At 71.3% G+C, this 23,510-nt stretch carries 19 protein-coding genes and 1 rRNA gene; 9 read left to right on the forward strand and 11 right to left on the reverse strand.

Features of this window, described 5'->3' with window-relative positions:
- Window positions 1–585: 585 nt before the first annotated feature.
- Window positions 586–1,152: a DJ-1/PfpI family protein gene (locus tag KBY47_RS28000; RefSeq protein ID WP_210925766.1), complete on the forward strand. Its 567-nt coding sequence runs from the start codon at window positions 586–588 to the stop codon at window positions 1,150–1,152.
- Between the two features lie 81 nt (window positions 1,153–1,233).
- Here KBY47_RS28000 and KBY47_RS28005 read toward each other — a convergent pair whose 3' ends face one another.
- Both KBY47_RS28005 and KBY47_RS28010 read right to left on the reverse strand, forming a co-directional pair.
- A complete protein-coding gene (locus KBY47_RS28005; protein WP_374103120.1) occupies window positions 1,234–1,908 on the reverse strand; it encodes an HAD family hydrolase in 675 nt (224 codons plus the stop codon).
- Window positions 1,909–1,956: 48 nt separating this feature from the next.
- Complete coding sequence (locus KBY47_RS28010) at window positions 1,957–2,472, reverse strand: hypothetical protein (RefSeq protein ID WP_210925770.1); 516 nt, start codon at window positions 2,470–2,472, stop codon at window positions 1,957–1,959.
- 291 nt (window positions 2,473–2,763) lie between these two features.
- On the opposite strand from KBY47_RS28010, the gene KBY47_RS28015 reads away from it, so the two are divergent.
- Window positions 2,764–3,387 (forward strand): Rv3235 family protein, encoded by a 624-nt coding sequence (locus tag KBY47_RS28015; protein ID WP_210925772.1) that lies wholly within the window; start codon window positions 2,764–2,766, stop codon window positions 3,385–3,387.
- Window positions 3,388–3,494: 107 nt separating this feature from the next.
- Here the strand turns inward: KBY47_RS28015 and secA are convergent, their stop codons facing one another.
- Window positions 3,495–6,308 carry a preprotein translocase subunit SecA gene (gene secA / locus KBY47_RS28020; RefSeq protein ID WP_210925774.1) on the reverse strand — a complete coding sequence of 938 codons (2,814 nt, stop codon included), beginning with the start codon at window positions 6,306–6,308 and terminating at the stop codon, window positions 3,495–3,497.
- A 268-nt stretch (window positions 6,309–6,576) separates the two neighbouring features.
- On the opposite strand from secA, the gene KBY47_RS28025 reads away from it, so the two are divergent.
- Window positions 6,577–7,149 (forward strand): GNAT family N-acetyltransferase, encoded by a 573-nt coding sequence (locus tag KBY47_RS28025; protein ID WP_210925776.1) that lies wholly within the window; start codon window positions 6,577–6,579, stop codon window positions 7,147–7,149.
- A gap of 218 nt (window positions 7,150–7,367) precedes the next feature.
- Window positions 7,368–8,540, forward strand: a complete 1,173-nt coding sequence (locus KBY47_RS28030) for a winged helix-turn-helix domain-containing protein (protein ID WP_210925778.1) — start codon at window positions 7,368–7,370, stop codon at window positions 8,538–8,540.
- Window positions 8,541–8,553: 13 nt separating this feature from the next.
- Here KBY47_RS28030 and KBY47_RS28035 read toward each other — a convergent pair whose 3' ends face one another.
- The 7 genes from KBY47_RS28035 to mtnA form a co-directional block, all read right to left on the reverse strand.
- Window positions 8,554–9,300 (reverse strand): response regulator transcription factor, encoded by a 747-nt coding sequence (locus tag KBY47_RS28035; protein ID WP_210925780.1) that lies wholly within the window; start codon window positions 9,298–9,300, stop codon window positions 8,554–8,556.
- A gap of 208 nt (window positions 9,301–9,508) precedes the next feature.
- Entirely contained in the window at window positions 9,509–10,201 is a 693-nt protein-coding gene (hpf, locus tag KBY47_RS28040) for a ribosome hibernation-promoting factor, HPF/YfiA family (protein WP_374103119.1), read from the reverse strand.
- Between the two features lie 315 nt (window positions 10,202–10,516).
- Window positions 10,517–11,605 carry a ComF family protein gene (locus tag KBY47_RS37410; protein WP_374103121.1) on the reverse strand — a complete coding sequence of 363 codons (1,089 nt, stop codon included), beginning with the start codon at window positions 11,603–11,605 and terminating at the stop codon, window positions 10,517–10,519.
- A gap of 182 nt (window positions 11,606–11,787) precedes the next feature.
- On the reverse strand, window positions 11,788–13,629 hold the full coding sequence (locus tag KBY47_RS28045; RefSeq protein ID WP_210925782.1) for an LpqB family beta-propeller domain-containing protein: 1,842 nt from the start codon (window positions 13,627–13,629) through the stop codon (window positions 11,788–11,790).
- Window positions 13,619–15,676, reverse strand: coding sequence for an MtrAB system histidine kinase MtrB (mtrB, locus tag KBY47_RS28050; protein WP_210925784.1), 2,058 nt, complete (start codon window positions 15,674–15,676; stop codon window positions 13,619–13,621). Before mtrB ends, KBY47_RS28045 begins: the two co-directional genes overlap by 11 nt.
- Before the next feature lies 1 nt (window position 15,677).
- Window positions 15,678–16,367, reverse strand: a complete 690-nt coding sequence (gene mtrA, locus KBY47_RS28055; protein WP_015659998.1) for a two-component system response regulator MtrA — start codon at window positions 16,365–16,367, stop codon at window positions 15,678–15,680.
- 4 nt (window positions 16,368–16,371) lie between these two features.
- Window positions 16,372–17,514, reverse strand: coding sequence for an S-methyl-5-thioribose-1-phosphate isomerase (gene mtnA, locus KBY47_RS28060; protein WP_210925787.1), 1,143 nt, complete (start codon window positions 17,512–17,514; stop codon window positions 16,372–16,374).
- Between the two features lie 140 nt (window positions 17,515–17,654).
- On the opposite strand from mtnA, the gene KBY47_RS28065 reads away from it, so the two are divergent.
- Genes KBY47_RS28065 through KBY47_RS28085 form a run of 5 tightly spaced genes read left to right on the forward strand, consistent with a single transcriptional unit; the run spans window position 17,655 to window position 23,310 of the window.
- Complete coding sequence (locus KBY47_RS28065; RefSeq protein WP_210925788.1) at window positions 17,655–19,001, forward strand: glycerophosphoryl diester phosphodiesterase membrane domain-containing protein; 1,347 nt, start codon at window positions 17,655–17,657, stop codon at window positions 18,999–19,001.
- A gap of 4 nt (window positions 19,002–19,005) precedes the next feature.
- Window positions 19,006–19,818, forward strand: a complete 813-nt coding sequence (locus KBY47_RS28070) for a DUF4129 domain-containing protein (RefSeq protein WP_210925790.1) — start codon at window positions 19,006–19,008, stop codon at window positions 19,816–19,818.
- A complete protein-coding gene (locus KBY47_RS28075; RefSeq protein ID WP_210925792.1) occupies window positions 19,815–21,011 on the forward strand; it encodes a DUF4350 domain-containing protein in 1,197 nt (398 codons plus the stop codon). Before KBY47_RS28070 ends, KBY47_RS28075 begins: the two co-directional genes overlap by 4 nt.
- Window positions 21,011–22,000, forward strand: a complete 990-nt coding sequence (locus tag KBY47_RS28080; RefSeq protein ID WP_210925793.1) for a MoxR family ATPase — start codon at window positions 21,011–21,013, stop codon at window positions 21,998–22,000. Before KBY47_RS28075 ends, KBY47_RS28080 begins: the two co-directional genes overlap by 1 nt.
- Window positions 22,000–23,310 (forward strand): DUF58 domain-containing protein, encoded by a 1,311-nt coding sequence (locus KBY47_RS28085; protein ID WP_210925797.1) that lies wholly within the window; start codon window positions 22,000–22,002, stop codon window positions 23,308–23,310. Before KBY47_RS28080 ends, KBY47_RS28085 begins: the two co-directional genes overlap by 1 nt.
- A gap of 75 nt (window positions 23,311–23,385) precedes the next feature.
- Here KBY47_RS28085 and rrf read toward each other — a convergent pair.
- Window positions 23,386–23,502 (reverse strand): 5S ribosomal RNA (gene rrf, locus KBY47_RS28090).
- Window positions 23,503–23,510: the final 8 nt, after the last annotated feature.

The following is a 23,510-nucleotide window of genomic DNA, read 5'->3' on the forward strand; positions in this document are numbered from 1 at the left end:
GTGACGCGGGGTCTCCGGTCCGTACCGACGCTATGCCGCAAGGGGAGAAGAGCGGGGGAATATCGGCCATCCTCGGCCACTTCACCACGGGCGACGCCTTCGTGTACGACGCCACCGGGGCCCCACCCCGCCCGCGAAGACCAGCGACCGCCACCCGGTCACGGACACCGTCCGCACACTCCGGGCGCAGGGCAGAGGCACCGTCGCCCCCGCGAACTATCGCGCTGATCACGCCACCAAGGCTATCGCCCCCCACCTCCCCCTCGTCATGAGCCGTATGTGTACAAAACAAGCCCCGGAACTTTGACGTTCTGCACAGAGAAAACCGACCTTTGGGGGCCCGGGGCAACTTGTTACGGGCCTCCGGCAGGCCCCCGCCACAGCGGCCACTCCCCGAGCCGCAGCGGCTGCGGGCGCCCGCCGGGCCGCGCGACCCACCCCCACAGCACCCCCACGCACCCGCACCCGCCCAGAACCGGAACCCACCCCACCCCGGCGCGTCCCCTTGGCAACCCCCCGCCCCCGAGGCACGTTGCCAGAGACGCACCCACACAAGGACCCCGCCCCACCCCCACGGGAGCCCTCATGCCCACCAAGATCCTCATCCTCACCGGCGACGCAGCAGAATCCCTCGAAGTCCTCTACCCCTACCAACGCCTCCAGGAGGAGGGCTACGAGGTCCACCTCGCCGCCCCCACCCGCAAGAAACTCCAGTTCGTCGTCCACGACTTCGAACCCGGCTTCGACACCTACACCGAAAAGCCCGGCTACACCTGGCCCGCGGACCTCGCCTTCGCCGACGTGGACCCCGGCCAGTACGCCGCCGTAGTCATCCCCGGCGGCCGAGCCCCCGAGTACCTCCGCAACGACCCCGAACTCCGCAAGATCCTCAAGTCGTTCTTCGACGCCGACAAACCCGTGGCCCAGATCTGCCACGGCCCCCTCCTCACCGCCGCGATCGACGGCCTGCGCGGCCGCCGCGTCACCGCCTACCCGGCGCTGGAACTCGACATGCAGACGGCCGGCGCCACCTTCCAGGACACGGAAACCGTCGTGGACGGCACCCTCGTCTCGGCGAGGGCCTGGCCGGACCACCCCACCTGGATGCGAGAGTTCCTGACCGTCCTCAGGTCCAAGGCCCCGACGACCTGACGACCACTACCCCGGCGCCCCACGTCACCGCCCCGGCGCCCCACGTCCCCACACGAGGGGCGCCCCACCTCACACCACGCCTCACGCCGCCGCCACTATCCGCTCCGCCTCCACCACGGCCTCCTCCAGCGTGTCCACGACGGGCACCCCTACCGCCTCCAGGCTGGCCCGGCCGTGCGACCCCCCGGTGTACAGCACGGCCCGCGCCCCCACGTGCGACGCCGCCACCGCATCGTCCGCCGCGTCCCCGATCACCACGGTCCGCCCGGGCGACACCCCCTCCAGCGCCCCGAGATGCCGCACCATGTGCTCGGCCTTGCTGCCACCCGACGGCCCGGTCCGCCCGTCGACCCGCACGAAGTGCGTCTCGATCCCGAACCCCCGGACCAGCGGCACCAGCTCCTCGTGCCCGTACATGCTCAGGATCGACTGACTGCGCCCCGCCGACCCCCACTCCGCCAGCAGCTCCACGGCGCCCTCGGTGAGCCCGCACCGCACCCGGTGCCGCGTGTAGTACCGGTGGAAGGTCGCGTCCATGACCTCCCACTCGGCGTCCGTCGGCAGCCGCCCCATCAACCGCTCGTAGAACTTGGGCACCGGCACGCAGTACAGCGCCCGGTACTGCTCCATCGTGATCGGCTTCAGCCCCAGCTCGGCGAAGGCCGCGTTCGTCGCCCCGATGATCGCGTCATTGTCGTGGAACAGCGTGCCGTTCCAGTCCCACACGATGTGCGCGCCATCCTTCTTCCCGTGCATCCCCATGCCCAAAAACGTACCCGCCCCCACTGACAATCCAGAGACGGGTCACTCCACGGGACCGACCAGGTTCCCGATCTCCTGCGTGGCGTACCACAACAGCTCGTGGTCCTCGGCCCCGTCCACCACGAACTGCGCGTCGTCGTCCCCACCGTCCGCCGCCTCGAGCGCCGCCGCGGCCGCGGCCACGTCCGCCTCCGCGTCGTCCGAGTCGACATGCACCGACGCCGCCTTCGCCAGCGCCACGCTCCCCGCGACCCGTACCTCCCCGAGCGCCTCGGGATCGAGCCCCCGGTCGGGATCGGACGTCGCGGCACCGTCGGAGACGTCCACGGCGACCACGACCCGCCGCCGCGGTGCCCCCGCGTCGGCCGCGAGCAGCCGCAGCGAGGCGAGCGCGGCCCGGCTCAGCGCGGCGTACTCCAGTTCCTCGATGTCCTCGGAGAGGTACCACTCCCGCAGCGCCGGCGTGACGGCGTAGGCGACGAACGGCCCGGCGCCCAGTTCACCCGTCCTGTACGCCTCGGCGAGACCGGGGAGGGTCAGGGGGACGTAGACGCGCATGGCGGGCCGCTTTCCTGGTCGGGATCAGCTCGGAGGGCCTTCAGGATACGTGCGCGTGTCCTCTTTCGAGTCCATACCAGGCGCCCCGAAAGCGTCCACCCCGCTCCCGGAAAGTCACCCGGCACACCCCCACGACCTCCCACTTCCCCCGCACGACCACCCAGATAGGTGAACCTCGTCCCGGCCCGGACACGGCCGCGCACCGCCTTGCCGACGCACCCCATACCCCGTACAAGATCACCAGCAACAAGTTACTGCCCGGTATTCACCGGGCCGTCGAAACGGGGACCCATGTACAAGATCACAACCAGGACCACGGCCTCTCCCCCACGCCCCGCGACCACCCCACGACCCCACCCCCCCGGCACCACCCCCCCCCCCCCCGCCAACCCCACCACAAGCCACCACCCCCCCCGCACCACCACCACCACCCCCACCGCGACCCGTCCACCAGGCCGCCGCGACCCCCGCCGCCCCTCCGGCCCCTCACGCACCGCCCCGACCGACGGCCGCCCGCCCACACCCCCACGCCGCACCACCCAGCGCCGCTCCGCACCACGGCGCCCCCGCCCCACCGATGTCTTCGCCGACCGCCTGCTGGCCGTGCTCAGCGGCAGGCGCCCCGTCCACTGGATGCTCGGCCAGACCGCGGGCCGCGCCTACGACGAACTCGCCCACCTCGCCGAACACGGCCCCCTGCGCCCCCACCAGGGCACCCGCACCATCCACCCGGTGATCCGCGACATCGGCTACTTCGAACCCCGCCCCGGCGCCTTGGAGGCCTTCGCCCGCATCCTCACCGGCAGCCGTCTGCGCGCCATGGCCTTCCGCCTGGAACTGGGCGACGACCTGCGCTGGCGCTGCACGGCCGTAGAACTGGACGGCCCCCGCCCACCCCGGCGGGACGACACCTGAGCCACCCACGGACGGCACACAGAACCGTGGGGCCGGGCACCCTCAGGATGCCCGGCCCCACCGGCTCAACGCTCGGCGCTCACCACTCAGCGCTCACCGTTCGACGTTCACTTCTTCCGGCGACGCCCGCCCCGGGACTGCTTACGCCGCTCCGCGCGCGTGAGACCGTCGGCCGAGGAGCGGACCGGCTCCTCGTCGCTGGGCAGATCGCCCTCGACGACACCGCCCTCACCGTCCACGGTCGGCGCGGAGAAGTGCAGCCGCTCCCGCCGCTGCGGAGCCTCCAGGCCCTTGGCACGGATCTCCGGACGCCCGCCCGCCTGCGCGGGCACCGCGTCCTGCTTCTCCAGCGACGGCGCGGCGTCCTCGACGGGGACCTCCTCGACCTGCTGCTCGACCTGGACCTCCAGGTTGAACAGATAGCCGACGGACTCCTCCTTGATGCCCTCCATCATCGCGGTGAACATGTCGAAGCCCTCGCGCTGGTACTCCACCAGCGGGTCCTTCTGCGCCATCGCGCGCAGACCGATGCCCTCCTGGAGGTAGTCCATCTCGTAGAGGTGCTCGCGCCACTTGCGGTCCAGGACCGACAGCACGACCCGGCGCTCCAGCTCACGCATGATCTCGGAGCCGAGCTGCGCCTCACGGGCCTCGTACTGCTCGCGGATGTCGTCCTTGATGGACTCCGCGATGTACTCGGCGGTGAGACCCGCCCGGTCCCCGGCCGCCTCCTCCAGCTCCTCGATGGTGATCTTCACCGGGTAGAGCTGCTTGAACGCCCCCCACAGCCGGTCGAGGTCCCACTCCTCCGCGAAGCCCTCCGCGGTTTCCGCGGCGACATAGGCGTCGATCGTGTCGTCCATGAAGTGCTGCACCTGCTCGTGCAGGTCCTCGCCCTCCAGGACGCGGCGCCGCTCGCCGTAGATGACCTCACGCTGACGGTTGAGGACCTCGTCGTACTTCAGGACGTTCTTACGGGTCTCGAAGTTCTGCTGCTCGACCTGCGACTGGGCGGACGCGATCGCGCGGGTAACCATCTTGTTCTCGATCGGCACGTCGTCGGGGACGTTCGCCATCGACATCACGCGCTCGACCATCTGCGCCTTGAACAGACGCATCAGGTCGTCGCCGAGCGAGAGGTAGAAGCGGGACTCGCCCGGGTCGCCCTGACGGCCGGAACGACCGCGCAGCTGGTTGTCGATACGACGCGACTCGTGCCGCTCGGTGCCGAGCACATAGAGGCCGCCGAGCGCCTCGACCTCGTCCTTCTCGGCCTTCACCGCCAGCTCGGCGCGCTCCAGGGCGGCGGGCAGGGCGGCCGCCCACTCCTCGATGTGCTCCTCGGGGTCGAGACCGCGCTGACGCAGCTCCGCCTCGGCCAGGTCCTCGGGGTTGCCGCCGAGCTTGATGTCCGTACCACGGCCGGCCATGTTCGTGGCGACCGTGACAGCGCCCTTGCGTCCGGCCTGGGCGACGATGGTCGCCTCCCGGTCGTGCTGCTTGGCGTTGAGCACCTCGTGCTGGATGCCGCGCTTGCTGAGCTGCTGCGAGAGGTACTCGGACTTCTCGACCGAGGTGGTGCCGACGAGGATCGGCTGCCCCTTCTCGTGCTTCTCGGCGATGTCGTCGACGACCGCGTCGAACTTGGCGACCTCGGTGCGGTAGATCAGGTCCGACTGGTCCTTGCGGACCATCGGCCGGTTGGTCGGGATGGGGACCACACCGAGCTTGTAGATCTGGTGGAACTCGGCCGCCTCGGTCATCGCCGTACCGGTCATGCCGGAGAGCTTGTTGTAGAGGCGGAAGAAGTTCTGGAGGGTGATCGTGGCGAGCGTCTGGTTCTCGTCCTTGATCGGCACACCTTCCTTGGCCTCGATGGCCTGGTGCATGCCCTCGTTGTAACGGCGACCGGCGAGGATACGGCCGGTGTGCTCGTCGACGATCATGACCTCGTCGTCGATGACGACGTAGTCCTTGTCCTTCTTGAAGAGTTCCTTCGCCTTGATGGCGTTGTTCAGGTAGCCCACGAGCGGGGTGTTCACCGACTCGTACAGGTTGTCGATGCCCAGCCAGTCCTCGACCTTGCTGACACCGGACTCGTGGATGGCGACCGTGCGCTTCTTCTCGTCGACGTCGTAGTCGCCGGTCTCCTCGATGCCCTTGAGGGGCTGCCCGGCCTCACCGCGCTTGAGTCGCCTGACCAGCTTGGCGAAGTCGCCGTACCACTTCGTGGCCTGGTCGGCGGGACCCGAGATGATCAGCGGCGTACGGGCCTCGTCGACGAGGATGGAGTCGACCTCGTCGACGATGGCGAAGTTGTGGCCGCGCTGGACGAGTTCGTCCTTCGACCAGGCCATGTTGTCGCGGAGGTAGTCGAAGCCGAACTCGTTGTTCGTGCCGTAGGTGATGTCGCAGCCGTACTGCTCACGGCGCTGGGCCGGAGTCATGTTGGCGAGGATGCAGCCGACCTCGAGACCGAGGAACTTGTGGACGCGGCCCATCATCTCGGAGTCGCGCTCGGCCAGGTAGTCGTTGACCGTGACGATGTGGACGCCCTCTCCGGAGAGAGCGTTCAGATACGCGGGCAGGGTGCCGACCAGGGTCTTGCCCTCACCGGTCTTCATCTCCGCCACATAACCCATGTGCAGCGCCGCGCCGCCCATCAGCTGCACGTCGTAGTGCCGCTGGCCGAGGACGCGCTTGGCGGCCTCCCGCACCGTGGCGAACGCCTCCGGCAGCAGGTCGTCGAGGCTCTCGCCGTCGGCGTACCGCTGCTTGTACTCGTCCGTGAGGGCCCGCAGCTCGGCGTCGGAGAGGTCGACGAAGTCCTCTTCGATGGAGTTGACCTGGTCCGCGATGCGGTGCAGCTTGCGCAGGATCTTGCCTTCGCCTGCACGCATGATTCTCGAGAGGACGGACACGGGGGTTGGTCTCCTTGCCGGTCGGGCCTGGGACGGTCGGTTTCCGTTTTGACTTACTGAGCAACGGCCATCGTATGCGAGGACCCGGCCGCGCCGGGAGGGCTGCCGCGACGACCGTGACAACGCGATGCGCTGTTTCAAAGGGGACAACGTCCGGGCGTCCCCGATGGTGCCGCGCCGCACCCCCGATTTCCGCGAAAAGTAATCACACGATCACGCACCGCCCCGCACATGGCGTCCCGGCGCGACCCCGACCACAATCGGCGCGATGGAACCCGTCAGGCTCACCACCCCACGCCTCCTCCTCCGCACGGTGGACTCCGACGACACCGACGCCGTGTACACCGCCGCCCAGGACCCGGACATCCAGCGCTGGACGACCATCCCCTCCCCCTACCTCCGCGAGCACGCCGAGAGCTTCACGGAACAGTTCGTCCCCGAGGGCTGGGCCAACGCCTCCATGTTCACCTTCGGCGTCTTCCTCCCCCACGGAGCCCTGACGGGCATGCTCAGCCTCACCATGCGCTCCCTCGGCGTCGCCGAGATCGGCTTCTGGGCCGCCAAGGAACACCGCGGCCACGGCTACACCACCGAGGCCACCCTCGCCGCCTCCCACTGGGCCTTCACCCAGCTCGCCGTCGACCGCGTCGAATGGCGCGCCGAGGTGGGCAACCACGCCTCCCGCGCGGTCGCCGAACAGGCGGGCTTCACCCTGGAAGGCACCCTCCGCTCCGCCATCAACAACAAGGGCGTACGCCGCGACTGCTGGCTGGCCTCCCTACTCCCCTCAGACCTCAACCTCCCCTCAACGTCCCCCTACCTCCCCCACCCCACCCCATAACGGCACCCACCTCGCCCACATCCGCGGACAGTCGTGCCGCTGGGGCGCTGGGGCCCCCTGCTCGGCGCTGGGGGTCCCCCTGCTCGAAGAGCTTGGGGGAGGCACCCTGCCCCGCCGGGCCGCGCAACCCACTCCACAGCAACCCAACCCCCCGGTCGCCCGCCCGCAAACCCCCAGCTCACCCCCCACTGTCAGTCCCGCCCTCTATCGTGCGACCCATGACCACCCCGCGCCCGGCCACATCCCTCACCGCATCCGAGGCCCGCCGAATCGCCCTCAAGGCCCAGGGCTTCCTGGGCACCCCCAACCGCCGAGCCGGCGTCCGCGGCACCCTCCGCCACCTGGGCGCGGTCCAGCTGGACACCATCTCCGTCCTGGCCCGCTCCCACGAACTCGTCCCCTACGCCCGCCTCGGCCCCGTAGGCCGCACAACCGTCGAGCACGCCTACTGGCGCGACACCCACGCCTTCGAGTACTGGTCCCACGCCGCCTGCATCCTCCCCATCGAGGAATGGCCCCACTTCGCCTTCCGCCGCCGCGCCTACCGCAACCGCCCGCACTGGAACCACGAACTCCCCGACGGCGCCTACGACCAGGTCATCAAACAGCTCCGCGCGGAAGGCCCCCTCACCGCGACGGAACTCGGCGGCGCCAAACGCACCAGCGACTGGTGGGACTGGTCCGGCTCCAAGGTCGCCGTGGAACGCGCGCTGATGTACGGCGAGGTCGTCTGCGTGGAACGCCGAGGCTGGAAGCGCGTCTACGACCTCGCCGAACGCGCCGTCCCCAGCGCCCTGCTCCATGACGACCTGGACGACACGGAGTGCCTGCGCCGCCTGGTCCGCCTGGCGGGCGAGTCCCTCGGCGTCGGCACCCGCGCCGACATCGCCGACTACCACCGCCTCAAGGCGGAGCAGGTCGACGCGGTGATCGCGGACTCGGGCCTGGTCCCGGTCACGGTCGAGGGCTGGGGCAAGCCCGCCTGGGCGGACCCGGCGGCCCTGGAGGCCCCACCGCGCGGCCGCCACCGTACGACCCTGCTGTCCCCGTTCGACTCCCTGATCTGGGAACGCGCCCGCACCGAACGCATCTTCGGCTTCACGCACCGCCTGGAGGCCTACGTCCCCAAGCCCAAGCGCATACACGGCTACTTCGCGATGCCCGTCCTCGCGGGCGGCCACCTGGTGGGCCGCGTAGACCCGGCCCGCGAGGGCCGCACCCTGGTGGCCAAGCAGGTCACCCTGGACGGCGCGAAGGCGGCTCCGGCGGTCGCCCAGGCGCTGGTCGAGGCGGCCACATGGGTCGACTGCACCGACGTACGCGTGGAGCGGGTGACCACCCCGGAGCTACGCGAACCCCTGCTCCGCGAACTGACCCGAGCCCTGGCCTGACCGGGGCCCGGACTCACCGGATCTCGAGGATCTTCTCCCGCATCGCGTACACCACGGCCTCCATCCTGGAGTGCAGCTGAAGCTTCTCCAGGATGTTCCGGACGTGGTTCTTCACGGTGTTCTCGGAAATGAACAGCTCCTTGGCGATATCCCGGTTGTTCATCCCCGTGGCGACCAGCTTCAGCACCTCCAGCTCACGGTCCGTGAGCCGCGGCGCCGGCACGAGCCTGCGCTCGTCGGTCCGCTGGATCATCGACTTGAACTCGGTGAGCAGTTTCGACGCCATGGACGGGCTGATCTGCGACTGCCCGTCGGCCACCGCGCGAATGGCCGTGGCCACCTCGTCCGTGGAGATCTCCTTCAGGAGATAACCGGTGGCGCCCGCCTTGATCGCGTCGTACAGGTCGGCTTCCTCATCGCTGATCGTCAGCATGATGATCTTGGCGCTGGGCGCGACCTCCTTGATGGAGGTGCACGCCTCGATCCCGCCCCGCTTGGGCATCCGCACGTCCATCAGCACGATGTCGGGAAGCAGGTCCGCGGCCTTCTCCACCGCCTCGGCGCCGTCCCCCGCCTCGCCGACGACCTGGATGTCCTCCTCGGCCGCCAGCACGATCTCCAGCCCGCGACGGAAGAGCGCGTGGTCGTCCACGACCAGGACACGGATGGGCTCCGTGCGTGAAGAGCCCGCGTCCGGGCCCATGCCCGCGGCGCCGTCGTCGGCGTCCCCGTCATGCATCGGTCCGAAGGTGTCCGCCATCGTTCCTCCCCCTGAAGGCTGTGGCCTGCGGTCCTGTGCCATCGCCAACCCAAGGCAACGGCCCACCGGTTGGGCCGTTGCCGCCATGATTTCATGCCCGGACGACATCGCGGTCACCACGCCGTGGGCGAACTGGTCGCACACTGGTGCCCCTGGGGGGCGTACACGTACGCTCCAGGGGCACCGGATCGGCTGTCACCCGGCGTGGTCAGCCGCCGAGCGCACCGCCCGTGGCCGGCGGCTGGCCCTGGGCCACCATCGGGTCCGTGTTGAGGTGGATGACGCCGTAGTCGTAAGCGTGCCGCCGGTAGACGACACTCGGTTCCTTGGTCTCGGAGTCGACGAACAGATAGAAGTCGTGCCCCACCAGCTCCATCTCGTAGAGAGCCTGGTCCAGGGTCATGGGGGCAGCGACGTGGGTCTTCTCGCGGACGACGAGGGGCCCTTCGCCCTTCACCTCCAGCGAGCCGATCCTCTTGGTCGGCACCGCGTCCGGCTCCTCCTCGCGGACGGCGGCACCATTGCCGTTCAGCGTGGCCACGCCCGGGACGTGGTCCGCGACCTCGGCCGCTGTGAGCCGACCTGCGCCTCGGCGGGTGTACCGCTTGTCGTGCTGCTTGCGAAGCCGGGCCTCCAGCTTGTCCGCCGCCAGGTCGAGCGCCGCATACGGATCGCTGGCCGACGCCTCCGCCCGGATCACGGGACCGCGGGAGCGGAGCGTGATCTCCACTCGGTCGGAACGGTCCGCCTGTCGGGGGTTGGGCTCCTTGGACACCTCGACGTCGAGGCTGATCACCTTGCCGTCGAGCTTCTGGATCTTCTCCAGCTTCAGCTTCTCGGCCACGTGCTTGCGGAACCGCTCGGGCACCTCGGTCTTGCGGCCCTTGACGACGATGTCCACGCAGAACTCCGTTCCCGGATCGCTCCGCTCCAGTGGCGGAGCATCTCCCTTGTGCACCAGGTCCCGGTGGGCCCCGGAACCTCGGACTCGGTGACGTCCACCTCCTCCTCCCCCGCGGGCAGGATCTCCACCCCACCGGCCCGGGTGATTCGAGAAAACCCGCGGCACGGCATTCGGATATGTGAGGTGTGGCCTGCGCCTTTCCCTCACAACCGAACATATCTCGCCCGGCCGGATGTCGTCACCCTCTACTGCCACGTACCTCCGTTCCAGCGAATTGACCCTCTCATTACCTGCAACGACGCAAGTTCGCGGTCAGTTCCGGTTTATTTCGAAAGCATCGGGCGACGCCGCGACCACCGCCGCGCAAACCACGCCGACCAGGCCGTCCGCACCCGCCTTTCGCCCCCCGGTACCCGACTGCCCGGTACTCCCTTCCACCGCCTCCGCGATCCGTGCCTCAGTCCTATCCCGACCAGCCGCCGAGTACACCGCCGGATTCACCCCTGTCTCGGCCGCCGGAAGGACTCGCGACGGGGCCGGGACTCGCGATGGCGCCGGAGTCCTCGATGCCGCCGGAGTCCGCGACGGGGTCGGGGTTCGCGACGGCGCCGGGACTCGCGACGGACTCGGCGGACCGACGTCCGGAACCGGTGCCCTGCGCCCCGCCTCGAACACGGCCGCCGTCCCCGCTCCGGGGAGGGGCCCCACCCCCACCCCTCCCCCCACCGCCGCCCCCACAGCCCGCGCCCCCTCCGCCAACGAAGCCCCGGTCGTCATCAGGTCGTCCACCAGCACAACCGACCGCCCCCGCAGCAACCTCTCCCCACCCGGCACCACAGCCAACGCGCCCGCCAGGTTCTCCAGCCGCTGCCGCGAATCCAGCACCGACTGGTCGACGACCACCCTCCGCTGCCGCAGCACCGCCAGCACCCGCGCCGGAGTCCCCGTCCGCCGCAACTCCCGCGCCGCGCCGAGCGCGATCCGCCGCACCGGGTCGTGCCCGCGTGCCCGCACCGCCGCCCGCGCCGACGGCACAGGCACCAGCAGCACCTCCCCCGCGACGGCTCCTTCACCGCCGTACTCCGCATCCCCCCGTCCGTCGAACACACCCGCGAGCCCCGCCCGCACGGCCCCCGCCAGCGCCGCTCCGAGCGGCCGGGCGAGCGCCAGCGCGCCCCGCTCCTTGTGGGCCAGCAACACCGCACGCACCTCGTCCGAGTACCCCGCCGCCGCATGCACCACCGGCAACCCGGGTGGCTCCGGTGTCGGCCGTACCCGGCGCGGCGCGGAGCCGCTCAGGGCCGCACGGCACTCCGGGCAGAGCACCGTGCGCGGCCGCCCGCAGCCACCGCAGTCGGCCGGCAGCACAAGGTCGGTGAGGTCTTGCCACCACCCCCGCATGACGACCACTCTGCCAACACCCGCCGCATCGGGCCACCCCTGTGGATAACTTCTGTGGATAACCCAACAGCCAGCGAAAACACCCTCAAAAAGTACCCGCCGAAGAAAAAACGGCCGCCCCGGCCGGACCCCCGACCGAAAACGACCGTTCCCCCACCAAGGAAACCAAGGAGCCAAGCCCCTCACCCGGGATAAACCGGCCCCGCCCCCTCCTTGACCACCTTCTGCCACGCCGTCCCCGACGGCATCCGCACGATCCCGTCCTCCGACGAGTACGCGACCAGCGGCAGCCGGTCGCCCTCGGACGCGGCGATGTCCTTCACGCCCGTCAGCGCGTCGGGTGCCGGGCCCTCCGGGGTGGAGCCGTCGACCTGGACGTAGCGCATGTGCTGCACGCCGTCCTCCTCGCGCCCGACGACCACGAGGCGGCTGTCACCGGCCCACGACATGGCGGTGACCTCGGTCAGTCCGGGCGTGGCGGAACGGAGTTCCCGGATCGACACCGTCGACTCCTCGCCGACCCGCTCCCATTCGATCCGCCCGACGAGCAGTGACTGCTGGTCGTCCTTCTCGACGACTAGGGCGATCCGCACCCCGTCCGCGGCCACCCGCAGGGACCTGATCCGGCCGTCCAGCCCGGGGGTGCGCACCTGGAGCGGTTCGCCCTTGCCGTCACGCAACAGCAGCAGCCGCGCCTTGGCCGGATCGCGGTCGGCGACCCAGAGGTCGCCGCGCGTGTCCCAGCTGGGCGCGGTCAGCCGGTCCGCCTCGGTCTTGCCTTCGCTGAGCAGCACGGGCTCCCCGAGCGAGCCGCCCGACACCAGCGAACCGACGTACAGCGCCTTGCCGTCGAGGCCGACCCCGGCCGCGGTGTGCTCGTCCCGCGCGACCGCCGCCGACCGCAGCGGGGTCACTCCCTCGCCGAGCGCCCCGGGTACGGTCTCGGCGCTCGTCGTGCCGCTCTCCGCGGGGATCCGTACGAGCCGGTGCTCCCCGTCGAGGAAGTACAGGTAGTCGGCCTGCTGTGCCGAGCCGACGGACGCGACGGCCGGGGCCCGGTCCTCCGTCAGGTCGCACAGTTTCCGGTCGCCCGCGCGGAGTTCGACCTCGTCCACCGCGGGGGTGAGGTTCTGGAGGGTGAACAGCAGCTGGGTGGCCATCTCGTTGCACTTGGCGGTGCCGACCCGCGCGGCCTTGCCGTTCAGCGGCACGGTGAGCCGGTTCTGCTCGTCCGGCGCCAGCACGGCCCCCTTCCGCAGCGCGGTACCGGTCGGGAAGCTCGACCGGGCGACGGGCCCGAGCCAGCTCGTGGGCCCGTTGAGCAGGGAGCGCACCACCTGCGTCATGGGCTCGACCCGCCGCCGTACGAACACGGGGTCGGCGACGGCGGCGGGCTGCGACGCGGCGCCCGCCTCGGCGTCGGCCGCGTTGGAGGCGAAGTAGTACTTGTTGACGGACATGTAGTTGCGCTGGAAGTCCGACTCACCGATGACGACGCCCTGCGGCAGTCCGTCGATGCGCCACTGCCCGCTCTTCTTCTCCTTCACGAGGTGCACCTGTCGGCTGTAGGTCCCGTCGGCGGGCGCGTACGACTGCTGCGCGTCCACCAGGGCGACCCTCGTGCCGGTCAGGGTGAAGGAGTAGTCGTCGGCCTCGGGGTCGCTGTTGCCGCTGAGGTCGGTGGCGGTGTCGGGCCCGTTGGCGAGCACGGTCGTGGACAGCTCGGGCCGCCACTTCTGCGCCGCGTTCTCCGTCAGGTACTGGCGGGCCGTCTCGTACTGCGGCTCGTCGCTGGTGAGCGCTTCCAGGAAGCCCTGCATGATCTCGGGAGGTTCGGCGTCCTCCCGCGGGGGCATCGCGAAGACCCGTACCTGGGTGTCCTGCCGCGGCGTGGATTCCACGTCCCGCAGATCCCCGTGGTCCGGCATGGAGGCGCACCCGGTCAGCAGTACGGCCCCACAGACGGCGTACGTCACCGCGCGCCCGTACGTCCGCCGAGCGCCCCCCGCGCGGTCAGCGCCCACGAAATGCCTCCCCTTGTCCATTCAGCTGCTCGGCCCCGTCGGGTCTCTCACCGGCCGCCGGGCTGTCCTGTGCCGCGCCGTGCGGCTGCTGCGCGGTGCCCGGCCGGGCGACCACGCGCGCGCCGTTGCCGGGCAGTGCCGTCGGGTCTGCCGCCGGAGCGACGGCCGCGAGGCGGGCCGCCGCTATCGGGTCGCGCGTCGGCACCTGGCCACTGCCGGTGGTCTGCGCCGGGACGGTGGCGGTCTTCTCCCCGCCGCGCGGCCGACCGGTGTCGGTGGCGCGGCCGTGGCGTGCGTCCTTGGGTTCCAGCGGTATGGGTGAGCCTCGTAGTGGCTCGTCCGCGGTGCGCGGCAGGGTCAGCCGGAACTGGGAGCCGCCGCCGGGTTCGCCCCACGCCTGGAGCCAGCCGCCGTGCAGCCGCGCGTCCTCCAGGGCGATGGACAGCCCGAGGCCGGTTCCGCCGGTGGTACGCGCGCGTGCCGGGTCGGCCCGCCAGAAGCGGCTGAAGACCCGGGTGGCCTCGCCGGGCTTCAGGCCGACGCCGTAGTCACGTACGGCGACGGCGACGGCCCCGCCCGCGGCGGCGAGCTTGACGACGACGTCGCGGCCCTCGCCGTGCTCGACGGCGTTGACGACGAGGTTGCGCAGGACCCGCTCCACGCGCCGGGCGTCGGCCTCGGCGACGACGGGCTGCTGGTCACCCATGACCCGTATGTGGGTGCCCTTGCGCTCGGCGAGCGGTTCGGCGCCGCTGACGACGCGGCGGACGACCTCCCTGAGGTCTATCGGCTCGGCCTCCAGCGCGGCGGCGCCCGCGTCGAAGCGGCTGATCTCCAGCAGGTCGGCGAGCAGCGACTCGAAGCGGTCCAGCTGGTCGGCGAGCAGCTCCGCGGACCGCGCGGTCACGGGATCGAAGTCCTCCCGCGCCTCATGGATGACGTCGGCGGCCATCCGTACGGTCGTCAGCGGCGTCCGCAGCTCGTGCGACACGTCGGAGACGAACCGCCGCTGCATCCGCGAGAGGTCCTCCAGCTGCTGGATCTTCAGCTGGAGGTTCTGCGCCATCTTGTTGAAGGCCTCGCCGAGCCGCGCGATGTCGTCCTCGCCGGTGACCTTCATACGTTCCTGGAGGCGCCCGGCGGACAGCCGTTCGGCGATCCCGGCCGCCATCCGCACCGGCGTGACGACCTGCCGTACGACCAGCCAGGCGATCGCTCCGAGCAGTACGACGACGAAGAGCCCGGCGGTCGCCAGGGTGCCCTTGACCAGGCTGAGCGACTTCTCCTCCTGGGTGAGCGGGAAGAGGTAGTACAGCTCGTACGGGTCGCCGTTGGGGTCGTCGACCTGCTTGCCGATGACGAGGGCGGGCTGGGAGGCCTTGCCGCCGTCGAGGTAGGCGATGCGGGTGTAGCTCTGGGCGGCGACCTTGTTGGCGTTGACCCGCGCGCGCAGGTCGGCGGGCACGCTCTCGTTGGGGTCCACGCCGCCGGAGGCGCGCGGGCCGCGCCCGCCGCCGCTGTTGTCGCCGGTGGGCAGGCTGACCACGTCGAAGGCGCCCTGTCCGCCGCTGGAGAGCGAGGAGACGAGGTCGCTCATCCACTGGATGACGTTCTGCGGGGACTGGCCGTCCACGGTGGCCGGTTTGTCACCGGCCCCGCCGCCCGCCTCCTCGGCCCGCTGTTTGGCCACGGCGAACCCGCCGGTGGCCTGGCTCTGTGACGCCTTCACCTTGGCGTCCAGCAGGCCGTTGCGCACCTGCCCGATCACGACGAAGCCGAGCAGCAGCACCACGCCGAGCGACATCAGCAGTGTGGTGACGACGACCTTGAGCTGGATGTTGCGCCGCCACAGCCGCATCATGGGCAGCAGCGGCCGCCGTATCCAGCGCATGAAGAGCCTGAGGACGGGGCTGCCCTGCACACCACCGTGCAGCAGCCCGCCCTCCAGGAAGCGTGCCCAGCGGGAACCCGCCGTGTCCCGGCCGACAGGCCGCTCCGCACGGGTCCCGGACCGGCCGGGCGCCGAAGCGGCGCTGTCCCCGGGCATGTCAGCTCGGCCCGGCCTTGTAACCGACACCACGCACAGTCACCACGATCTCCGGCCGCTCCGGGTCCTTCTCGACCTTGGAGCGCAGCCGCTGCACATGCACGTTCACCAGCCGGGTGTCGGCGGCGTGCCGGTAGCCCCAGACCTGCTCCAGCAGCACCTCACGCGTGAACACCTGCCACGGCTTGCGCGCGAGCGCCACCAGCAGGTCGAACTCCAGCGGCGTCAGCGCGATCGACTGCCCGTCCCGCTTCACGGAGTGCCCGGCCACGTCGATGACGAGGTCACCGATGGCCAGCTGCTCGGGAGCCGGTTCCTCAGACCTCCTCAGCCTGGCCCGGATACGGGCCACCAGCTCCTTCGGCTTGAACGGCTTGACGATGTAGTCGTCGGCGCCGGACTCCAGGCCCACTACCACGTCGACGGTGTCGCTCTTGGCCGTGAGCATCACGATCGGCACCCCGGACTCCGCCCTGATCAGACGGCACACCTCGATCCCGTCCCGCCCCGGCAGCATCAGATCGAGCAGCACCAGGTCGGGTTTGGTCTCACGGAAAGCGGCCAGCGCCTTGTCGCCATCGGCTACGAAAGACGGCTCAAAACCCTCACCACGCAGCACAATGCCGAGCATCTCGGCCAGTGCGGTGTCGTCGTCGACGACAAGGACTCGTCCCTTCATAAACGACATCATCCCATTAGCTAATCGTTACCTGGCGTGACCTGGCACACAGCTCGGCGAGCGCCTCGCCCGTCACGGGTGAGACGACGCCCTCTTCGGTGACGATCGCCGTCACCAGTTCGGGCGGTGTCACGTCGAACGCCGGGTTGTACGCCTGGGTCCCCAGGGGTGCCACCGGAATCCCGCCTCCCGCTCCGGCCACCGGCACCTGCGGTGCTGTGACCTCGGTCACTTCGAACCCGGGGCGCTGTTCGACCTCGATGGCCGCCCCGTCCGGCGTGTCCGCGTCCACGGTCGTCACCGGCGCCACGACGATGAACGGCACATGGTGATACCGCGCGAGCACCGCGAGCGGATAGCTCCCCACCTTGTTCGCCACCGACCCGTCGGCCGCGATCCGGTCCGCCCCGATCAGCACCGCGTCCACCTCCCCCGCCGCGAACAGCGACCCCGCCGCGTTGTCGGTGAGCAAGGTGTACGCCATGTCGTTGCGCGCCGCCTCGTACGCCGTCAGGCGAGCACCTTGCAGCAACGGACGCGTTTCGTCCACCCACAGGCGCCGCAGCCGCCCCTGCCGGTGTGCCGCGAGCGCCACCGCGAACGCCGTGCCCTCCCCGCCCGACACCAGCGCCCCGGTGTTGCAGTGCGTGAGGATACGGTGCCCGCCGCCGGGCAGCAGTTCGTCCAGCAGCGCCAGCCCGTGCCCCGCCATCCGGGCGCTGGCCTCGGCGTCCTCCCGGTGCAGCTGCCGCGCGGCCGCCAGCGCCGCCCCGGCGGCCTCCTCGGCGCCGCCACCGGCCGCGAGCGCGGCGTGATAGGCGGCCTGCGCCCGGCGCACCCCCACGGAGAGGTTCACCGCCGTGGGACGGGCACCCGCCAGCGCCGTCGCCGCGTCGTCCACGTCGAAGCCGCGCGCGGCGGCGAGCGCGACACCGTAGGCGCCCGCGATGCCGAGCACCGGCGCCCCGCGCACCGCGAGCGAACGGATCGCCTCCACCAGGACGGGCGCGTCCGTACAGACCAGCTCGACCTCCTCGGCCGGCAGCCGTGTCTGGTCCAGGAGCACCAGAACGGGGCCTTCAGGTGGTTCTTCCCAACGGAGTACCGGTATTCCGGTCGGCCGCTTGTCCTCGCCGGATTGCGCGTGCTGATCAGCCATGTGGTCAGTCTGCCCGCTGACGGGCGGACAATTGAAGGTGCGCAGCCCCTACCTCGGCCGGTCCCTCCCCGACCGGCCCATGGCACGATGTCTGCCAAACTGCCGCCGCACCCGCGGACGGGCACCGTGAAGGAGCGACGATGAACGACACTCCGGGCTGGGCCTCGCCCGGATCCGCCCCGTCGGACGGGCAGCAGCCGGGCAATCCGGCCCCGTCCGACCGCCCCGACCCCGCGCAGCAGCCTGCGCCCGCGGAGCAGCCGGGCGCGGATCCACAGGGCCCCGGCTCGAAGTGGTCGAAGGAGCAGCCGCCGCCCGCGCAGTGGTCCGCACCCACCGGCCCGCAGACTCCTCCCCAGGCGCCCCCGCCGCCGCCCCCGGGCCCCGGCTGGGGCAGCCCGCCCTCCGGCGGCCAAGGCGGCGGCCAAGGCGGCTGGGGCGGTCCTGGCGGCCCCAGCAGCGGCTACGGCGGCTGGAACGCGGGCGGCTGGGGCGGCCCGCCGCCCGCGGCCAAGCCCGGCGTCATCCCGCTGCGCCCGCTCGGCGTCGGCGAGATCCTCGACGGCGCCGTTTCCACCATGCGCACCTACTGGCGCACCGTGCTCGGCATCTCGCTGACCGTCGCCGTCGTCACCGAGATCGTCGTCATCCTCGTCCAGGGCTTCCTGCTCAACGACTACGCCGACACCGAGGCCCTCGAGGACCCCAGCGCCACCCTGAGCGAACTCATGAGCGCCCTGGGCAGCGCCATGCTGGGCTCCGCCGTCCTCTTCGCGATCTCCCTGGTCGGCACCGTCGTCGCCACCGCCCTGCTCACCACCGTCACCAGCCGCGCCGTCCTCGGCCGCCCGGTGACCACCGGCGAGGCCTGGCGCGACGCCCGCCCGAGGGTGATGAAGCTGTTCGGCCTGATCCTCCTGCTGCTGCTGATCGCCGTCGGCGTGACCCTCGCGGGCGCCCTGCCCGGCCTCCTGGTCGTCCTCGCGGGCGGCGGCGGCGCGGGTGCCGCACTCGCCGTCCTGGGCAGCATCGGCGGCGCCGTCGTCGCCCTGTGGCTGATGATCCGCTTCTCCCTCGCCTCGCCCGCGCTGATGCTGGAGAAGCAGGGCATCAAGAAGGCGATGAGCCGCTCCGCGAAGCTGGTGCGCGGCTCCTGGTGGCGGATCTTCGGCATTCAGCTGCTCGCCACACTCATCGCGAACATCGTCGCGGCGATCGTCGTCATCCCCTTCACGTTCCTCGCCGCCGCCCTCAGCGGCGACGGCGTCGGCAGCTTCCTCAACGGCACCGGCGACTTCGGCTGGACGTTCCTCATCGTCAGCGGTATCGGCTCGGTGATCGGCTCCATGGTCACCTTCCCGATCACGGCGGGCGTCACCGTCCTGCTCTACATCGACCAGCGCATCCGCCGTGAGGCCCTCGACCTCGAACTCGCCCGCGCCGCGGGCGTCCAGGACCCCACCCCCGGCACCACCCCCGGGAGCTGATGCGGTGATCCTCCCCGGGGGAGTCCTCACGACGGCACCCGCGCTGCCGGGCCTCGCCGACACGGCCGTACGACCCCTGCTGCGCGCCCACACGAGCGCGGCGGGACCGCTCACCAGCGGCGGCACCCTCCTGGCCGCCGACGACGAGCCGCCGCTGACGATCCCGCGCGACCCCGCGCGGGAGGCGGCCCGGCGCGAACTGTCCAAGCGGATGTACCACGAGGACGACCCCGGCCTCCTCCAACGCGCCCTCGACGCCTTCTGGGACTGGCTGGACGACGTCCTCGGCCGGGCGGCCTCCGTGACCCCCGGCGGCACGGTCGGCCTGATCGTCATCATCCTGGCCGTCATCGCCGTCCTGGCCGCCCTCTGGTGGCGCCTGGGCACCCCACGCCGCCAGCCCGCCACCTCCCCCGCCCTGTTCGACGACCGCCCCCGCAGCGCCGCCGAACACCGCGCCGCCGCCGAGGCGCACGCCGCCCAACGCCACTGGAACCAAGCCCTCCAGGAACGCATGCGCGCCGTCGTCCGCGCCCTCGAGGAACGCGCCCTCCTCGACGCCCGCCCCGGCCGCACCGCGGACGAAGCAGCCGCCGAAGCGGGCCGCTCACTGCCGGCCCACGCCGACCGACTGCGCACCGCCGCCCGCGACTTCGACGACGTCACATACGGCGGCCGCTCCGCCGACGAACAGTCGTACCGCCGCATCACCGAACTCGACCGCGACCTCGAACGCGCCAAACCACAGCTCGCCACCAGCAGCACCGCCCACAACGCCGACAGCGCGGCCAGCACCCGCCCCGGAGCCGCCGGATGACCACTGAGGCCACGCTCCCGTCCACCTCGGCCTCCCCCACCGCCCGCCAGGTGTGGACCCGCGCGCGCGGCGTCGCCCTCGCACTCGTCCTGCTCCTCGTGGGCGCCGTCGTCATCGCCGTCATCCGCTCCGACGCCCAACACGGCACCCTCGACCCGCGCTCCGCCGACCCCCAGGGCAGCCGCGCCGTGGCCGAACTCCTCGCCGACCGCGGCGTGTCCACCCGCGTCGTCACCACCCTGGACGAAGCCCGCTCCGCCGCCGCCCCGGACACCACCCTCCTGGTCGCCGTCCCCGACCTGCTGACCCACCGTCAACAGACCCTGCTGCGTGCCTCCGTGGCCGACTCCGGCACCCGTACCGTCCTCATCGCCCCCGGCAACCACTCCGCCGAACGACTCGCCCCCGGCGTCACCGCGGACCCCGCCACCAGCCTCGAATCCACCCTCACCCCCGGCTGCGACCTGCCCGCCGCCCGCCGCGCCGGCAGCGCGGACACCGGCGGCCACCGCTACATCACCACCCACCCCGACGCCGTCCGCTGCTACCCCAGCGAACGCCTCGCCACCCTCGTCCAGCTCCCGGACCAGTCCGGCGACGGAGACACCATCGTCATCGGCGCCCCCGACATCCTCTACAACGACCACCTCGACGAGCAGGGCAACGCCTCCCTCGCCCTCCAACTCCTCGGCTCCCGCCCCCATCTGGTCTGGTACCTCCCCTCACTCTCCGACGCCTCCGCCACCACTCCCGAAGACGACAGCGGCCTCTTCGACCTGCTCCCCTCCGGCTGGCTCTGGGGCACCCTGCAACTCTTCATCGCCGCGGCACTGGCCGCCCTCTGGCGGGCACGCCGACTCGGCCCCCTGGTCCCCGAAAGACTCCCCGTCGCGATCCGTGCCTCCGAAACCGTCGAAGGCCGCGCCCGCCTCTACCGCAAGGCGAACGCCCGCGACCGCGCCGCCACCGCTCTTCGCTCCACCACACGCACCCGCCTCGCCCCCCTCGTAGGCGTCCCCGTCCCCCAGGCACACACGCCCGAAGCCCTGCTCCCCGCCCTGTCCGCCCACCTCCACGGCGACGGACAGTCCCTGCACACCCTCCTCTTCGGCCCGCCGCCCACGGACGACACAGCCCTGATCGCACTCACCGACCAACTCGACGCCCTCGAAAGAGAGGTACGCCGTCCATGATGGACCCGACCACTGACAACGCCGGGCAGACCGGCGACCCGGGCAGCGCCCGAGCCGCCCTGGAAGCCCTGCGCGCCGAGATCGCCAAGGCCGTGGTCGGTCAGGACCCCGCCGTCACCGGCCTCGTCGTCGCCCTCCTCTGCCGCGGCCACGTCCTCCTCGAAGGCGTCCCCGGAGTCGCCAAGACCCTCCTCGTCCGTGCCCTCGCCGCCGCCCTCGACATCGACACCAAACGCGTCCAGTTCACCCCCGACCTGATGCCGAGCGACGTCACCGGCTCCCTCGTCTACGACACCCGCACCGCCGAGTTCTCCTTCCAGCCTGGCCCCGTCTTCACCAACCTCCTCCTCGCCGACGAGATCAACCGCACCCCTCCCAAGACCCAGTCGTCCCTCCTCGAAGCCATGGAGGAACGCCAGGTCACGGTCGACGGCACCCCCCGCCCCCTCCCCGAACCCTTCCTCGTCGCGGCAACCCAGAACCCCGTCGAGTACGAGGGCACCTACCCCCTCCCCGAAGCCCAGCTCGACCGCTTCCTCCTCAAACTCACCATCCCCCTCCCCTCCCGCCAGGACGAGATCGACGTCCTCACCCGCCACGCCGAAGGCTTCAACCCCCGCGACCTGCACGCCGCCGGCGTACGCCCCGTAGCGGACCCCGCAAGCCTCGAAGCGGCCCGCGCGGCAGTCGCCAAGACCACCGTCTCCCCCGAGATCACGGCCTACGTCGTCGACATCTGCCGCGCCACCCGCGAATCCCCGTCCCTCACCCTCGGCGTCTCCCCCCGCGGCGCCACCGCCCTCCTCGCGACCTCCCGCGCCTGGGCCTGGCTCACCGGCCGCGACTACGTCACCCCCGACGACGTCAAGGCCCTCGCCCTCCCCACCCTCCGCCACCGAGTACAACTCCGCCCCGAGGCCGAAATGGAAGGCGTCACAGCCGACTCCGTCATCAACGCCGTCCTCGCCCACGTCCCCGTCCCCCGGTGATGGCCCTCACCGGACGCGCCGCGCTCGTCGCGGCCCTAGGTACCCTCCCCGTCGGCCTCTGGGACCCCAGCTGGACGGGCATCATCGCCGTGAACGCCCCCCTGGCCCTCGCCTGCGCCTGCGACTTCGCCCTCGCGGCCCCCGTACGACACCTGCGGCTGACCCGCTCCGGCGACACCTCGGTACGCCTCGGCGACCCCGCGGACGTCACCCTCACCCTCACCAACCCGTCCCGCCGCCCCCTGCGCGCCAAGGTCCGCGACGCCTGGCCCCCCAGCAGCTGGCAACCGGGCACCGAAGTGACGGGCTCACGCCACCGCGTGTCGATCCCCGCAGGCGAACGCCGCCGCATCACCACCCGCCTACGCCCCACCCGCCGCGGCGACCGCCAGGCCGACCGCGTCACCATCCGCTCCTACGGCCCCCTCGGCCTCCTCACCCGCCAGGGCACCCACCGCGTCCCCTGGACGGTCCGTGTCCTGCCACCCTTCACCAGCCGCAAACACCTCCCCTCCAAGCTCGCCCGCCTGCGCGAACTCGACGGCCGCACCAGCGTCCTGCAACGCGGCGAGGGCACGGAATTCGACAGCCTCCGCGAATACGTCCCCGGCGACGACACCCGCTCCATCGACTGGCGTGCCACCGCCCGCCAGACCACCGTCGCCGTACGCACCTGGCGCCCCGAACGCGACCGCCACATCCTCCTGGTCCTCGACACCGGCCGCACCTCCGCGGGCCGCGTCGGCGACGCCCCCCGCCTCGACGCCTCCATGGACGCCGCGCTCCTCCTGGCCGCCCTGGCATCCCGCGCCGGCGACCGCGTCGACCTCCTCGCCTACGACCGTCAGGTCCGCGCCCTCGTCCAGGGCCGCACCGCAGGCGACGTCCTGCCCTCCCTCGTCAACGCCATGGCGGCCCTCGAACCCGAACTCGTCGAAACAGACGCCCGAGGCCTCACCGCCACCGCCCTCCGCACGGCCCCCCGCCGCTCCCTGATCGTCCTCCTCACCACCCTCGACGCCGCCCCGGTAGAAGAAGGCCTGCTCCCCGTCCTGGCACAGCTCACCCAACGCCACACACTCCTCGTCGCCTCAGTCGCCGACCCCCATATCGCCGACATGGCCAAGTCCCGAGGAACAACCGAAGCGGTCTACGAGGCAGCAGCAGCCGCCCAAGCCCAATCCGAACGCCACCGCACAGCGGAGCAACTCCGCCGACACGGCGTCACAGTCGTCGACGCAACCCCAGACGAACTGGCCCCCGCACTGGCGGATGCCTACCTGGCCCTGAAAACAACGGGCCGCCTGTAATGCAGGCCGGGGGATCCCCCCCCCTCAAACGCAGAAAACCCCGCATCCGAAGATGCGGGGTTTCCCTCAAAATTTGTTCGGCGGCGTCCTACTCTCCCACAGGGTCCCCCCTGCAGTACCATCGGCGCTGTAAGGCTTAGCTTCCGGGTTCGGAATGTAACCGGGCGTTTCCCTCACGCTATAACCACCGAAACACTATG

The sequence above is a fragment of the Streptomyces sp. B93 genome, assembly GCF_018070565.1.
Taxonomy (GTDB): domain Bacteria; phylum Actinomycetota; class Actinomycetes; order Streptomycetales; family Streptomycetaceae; genus Streptomyces.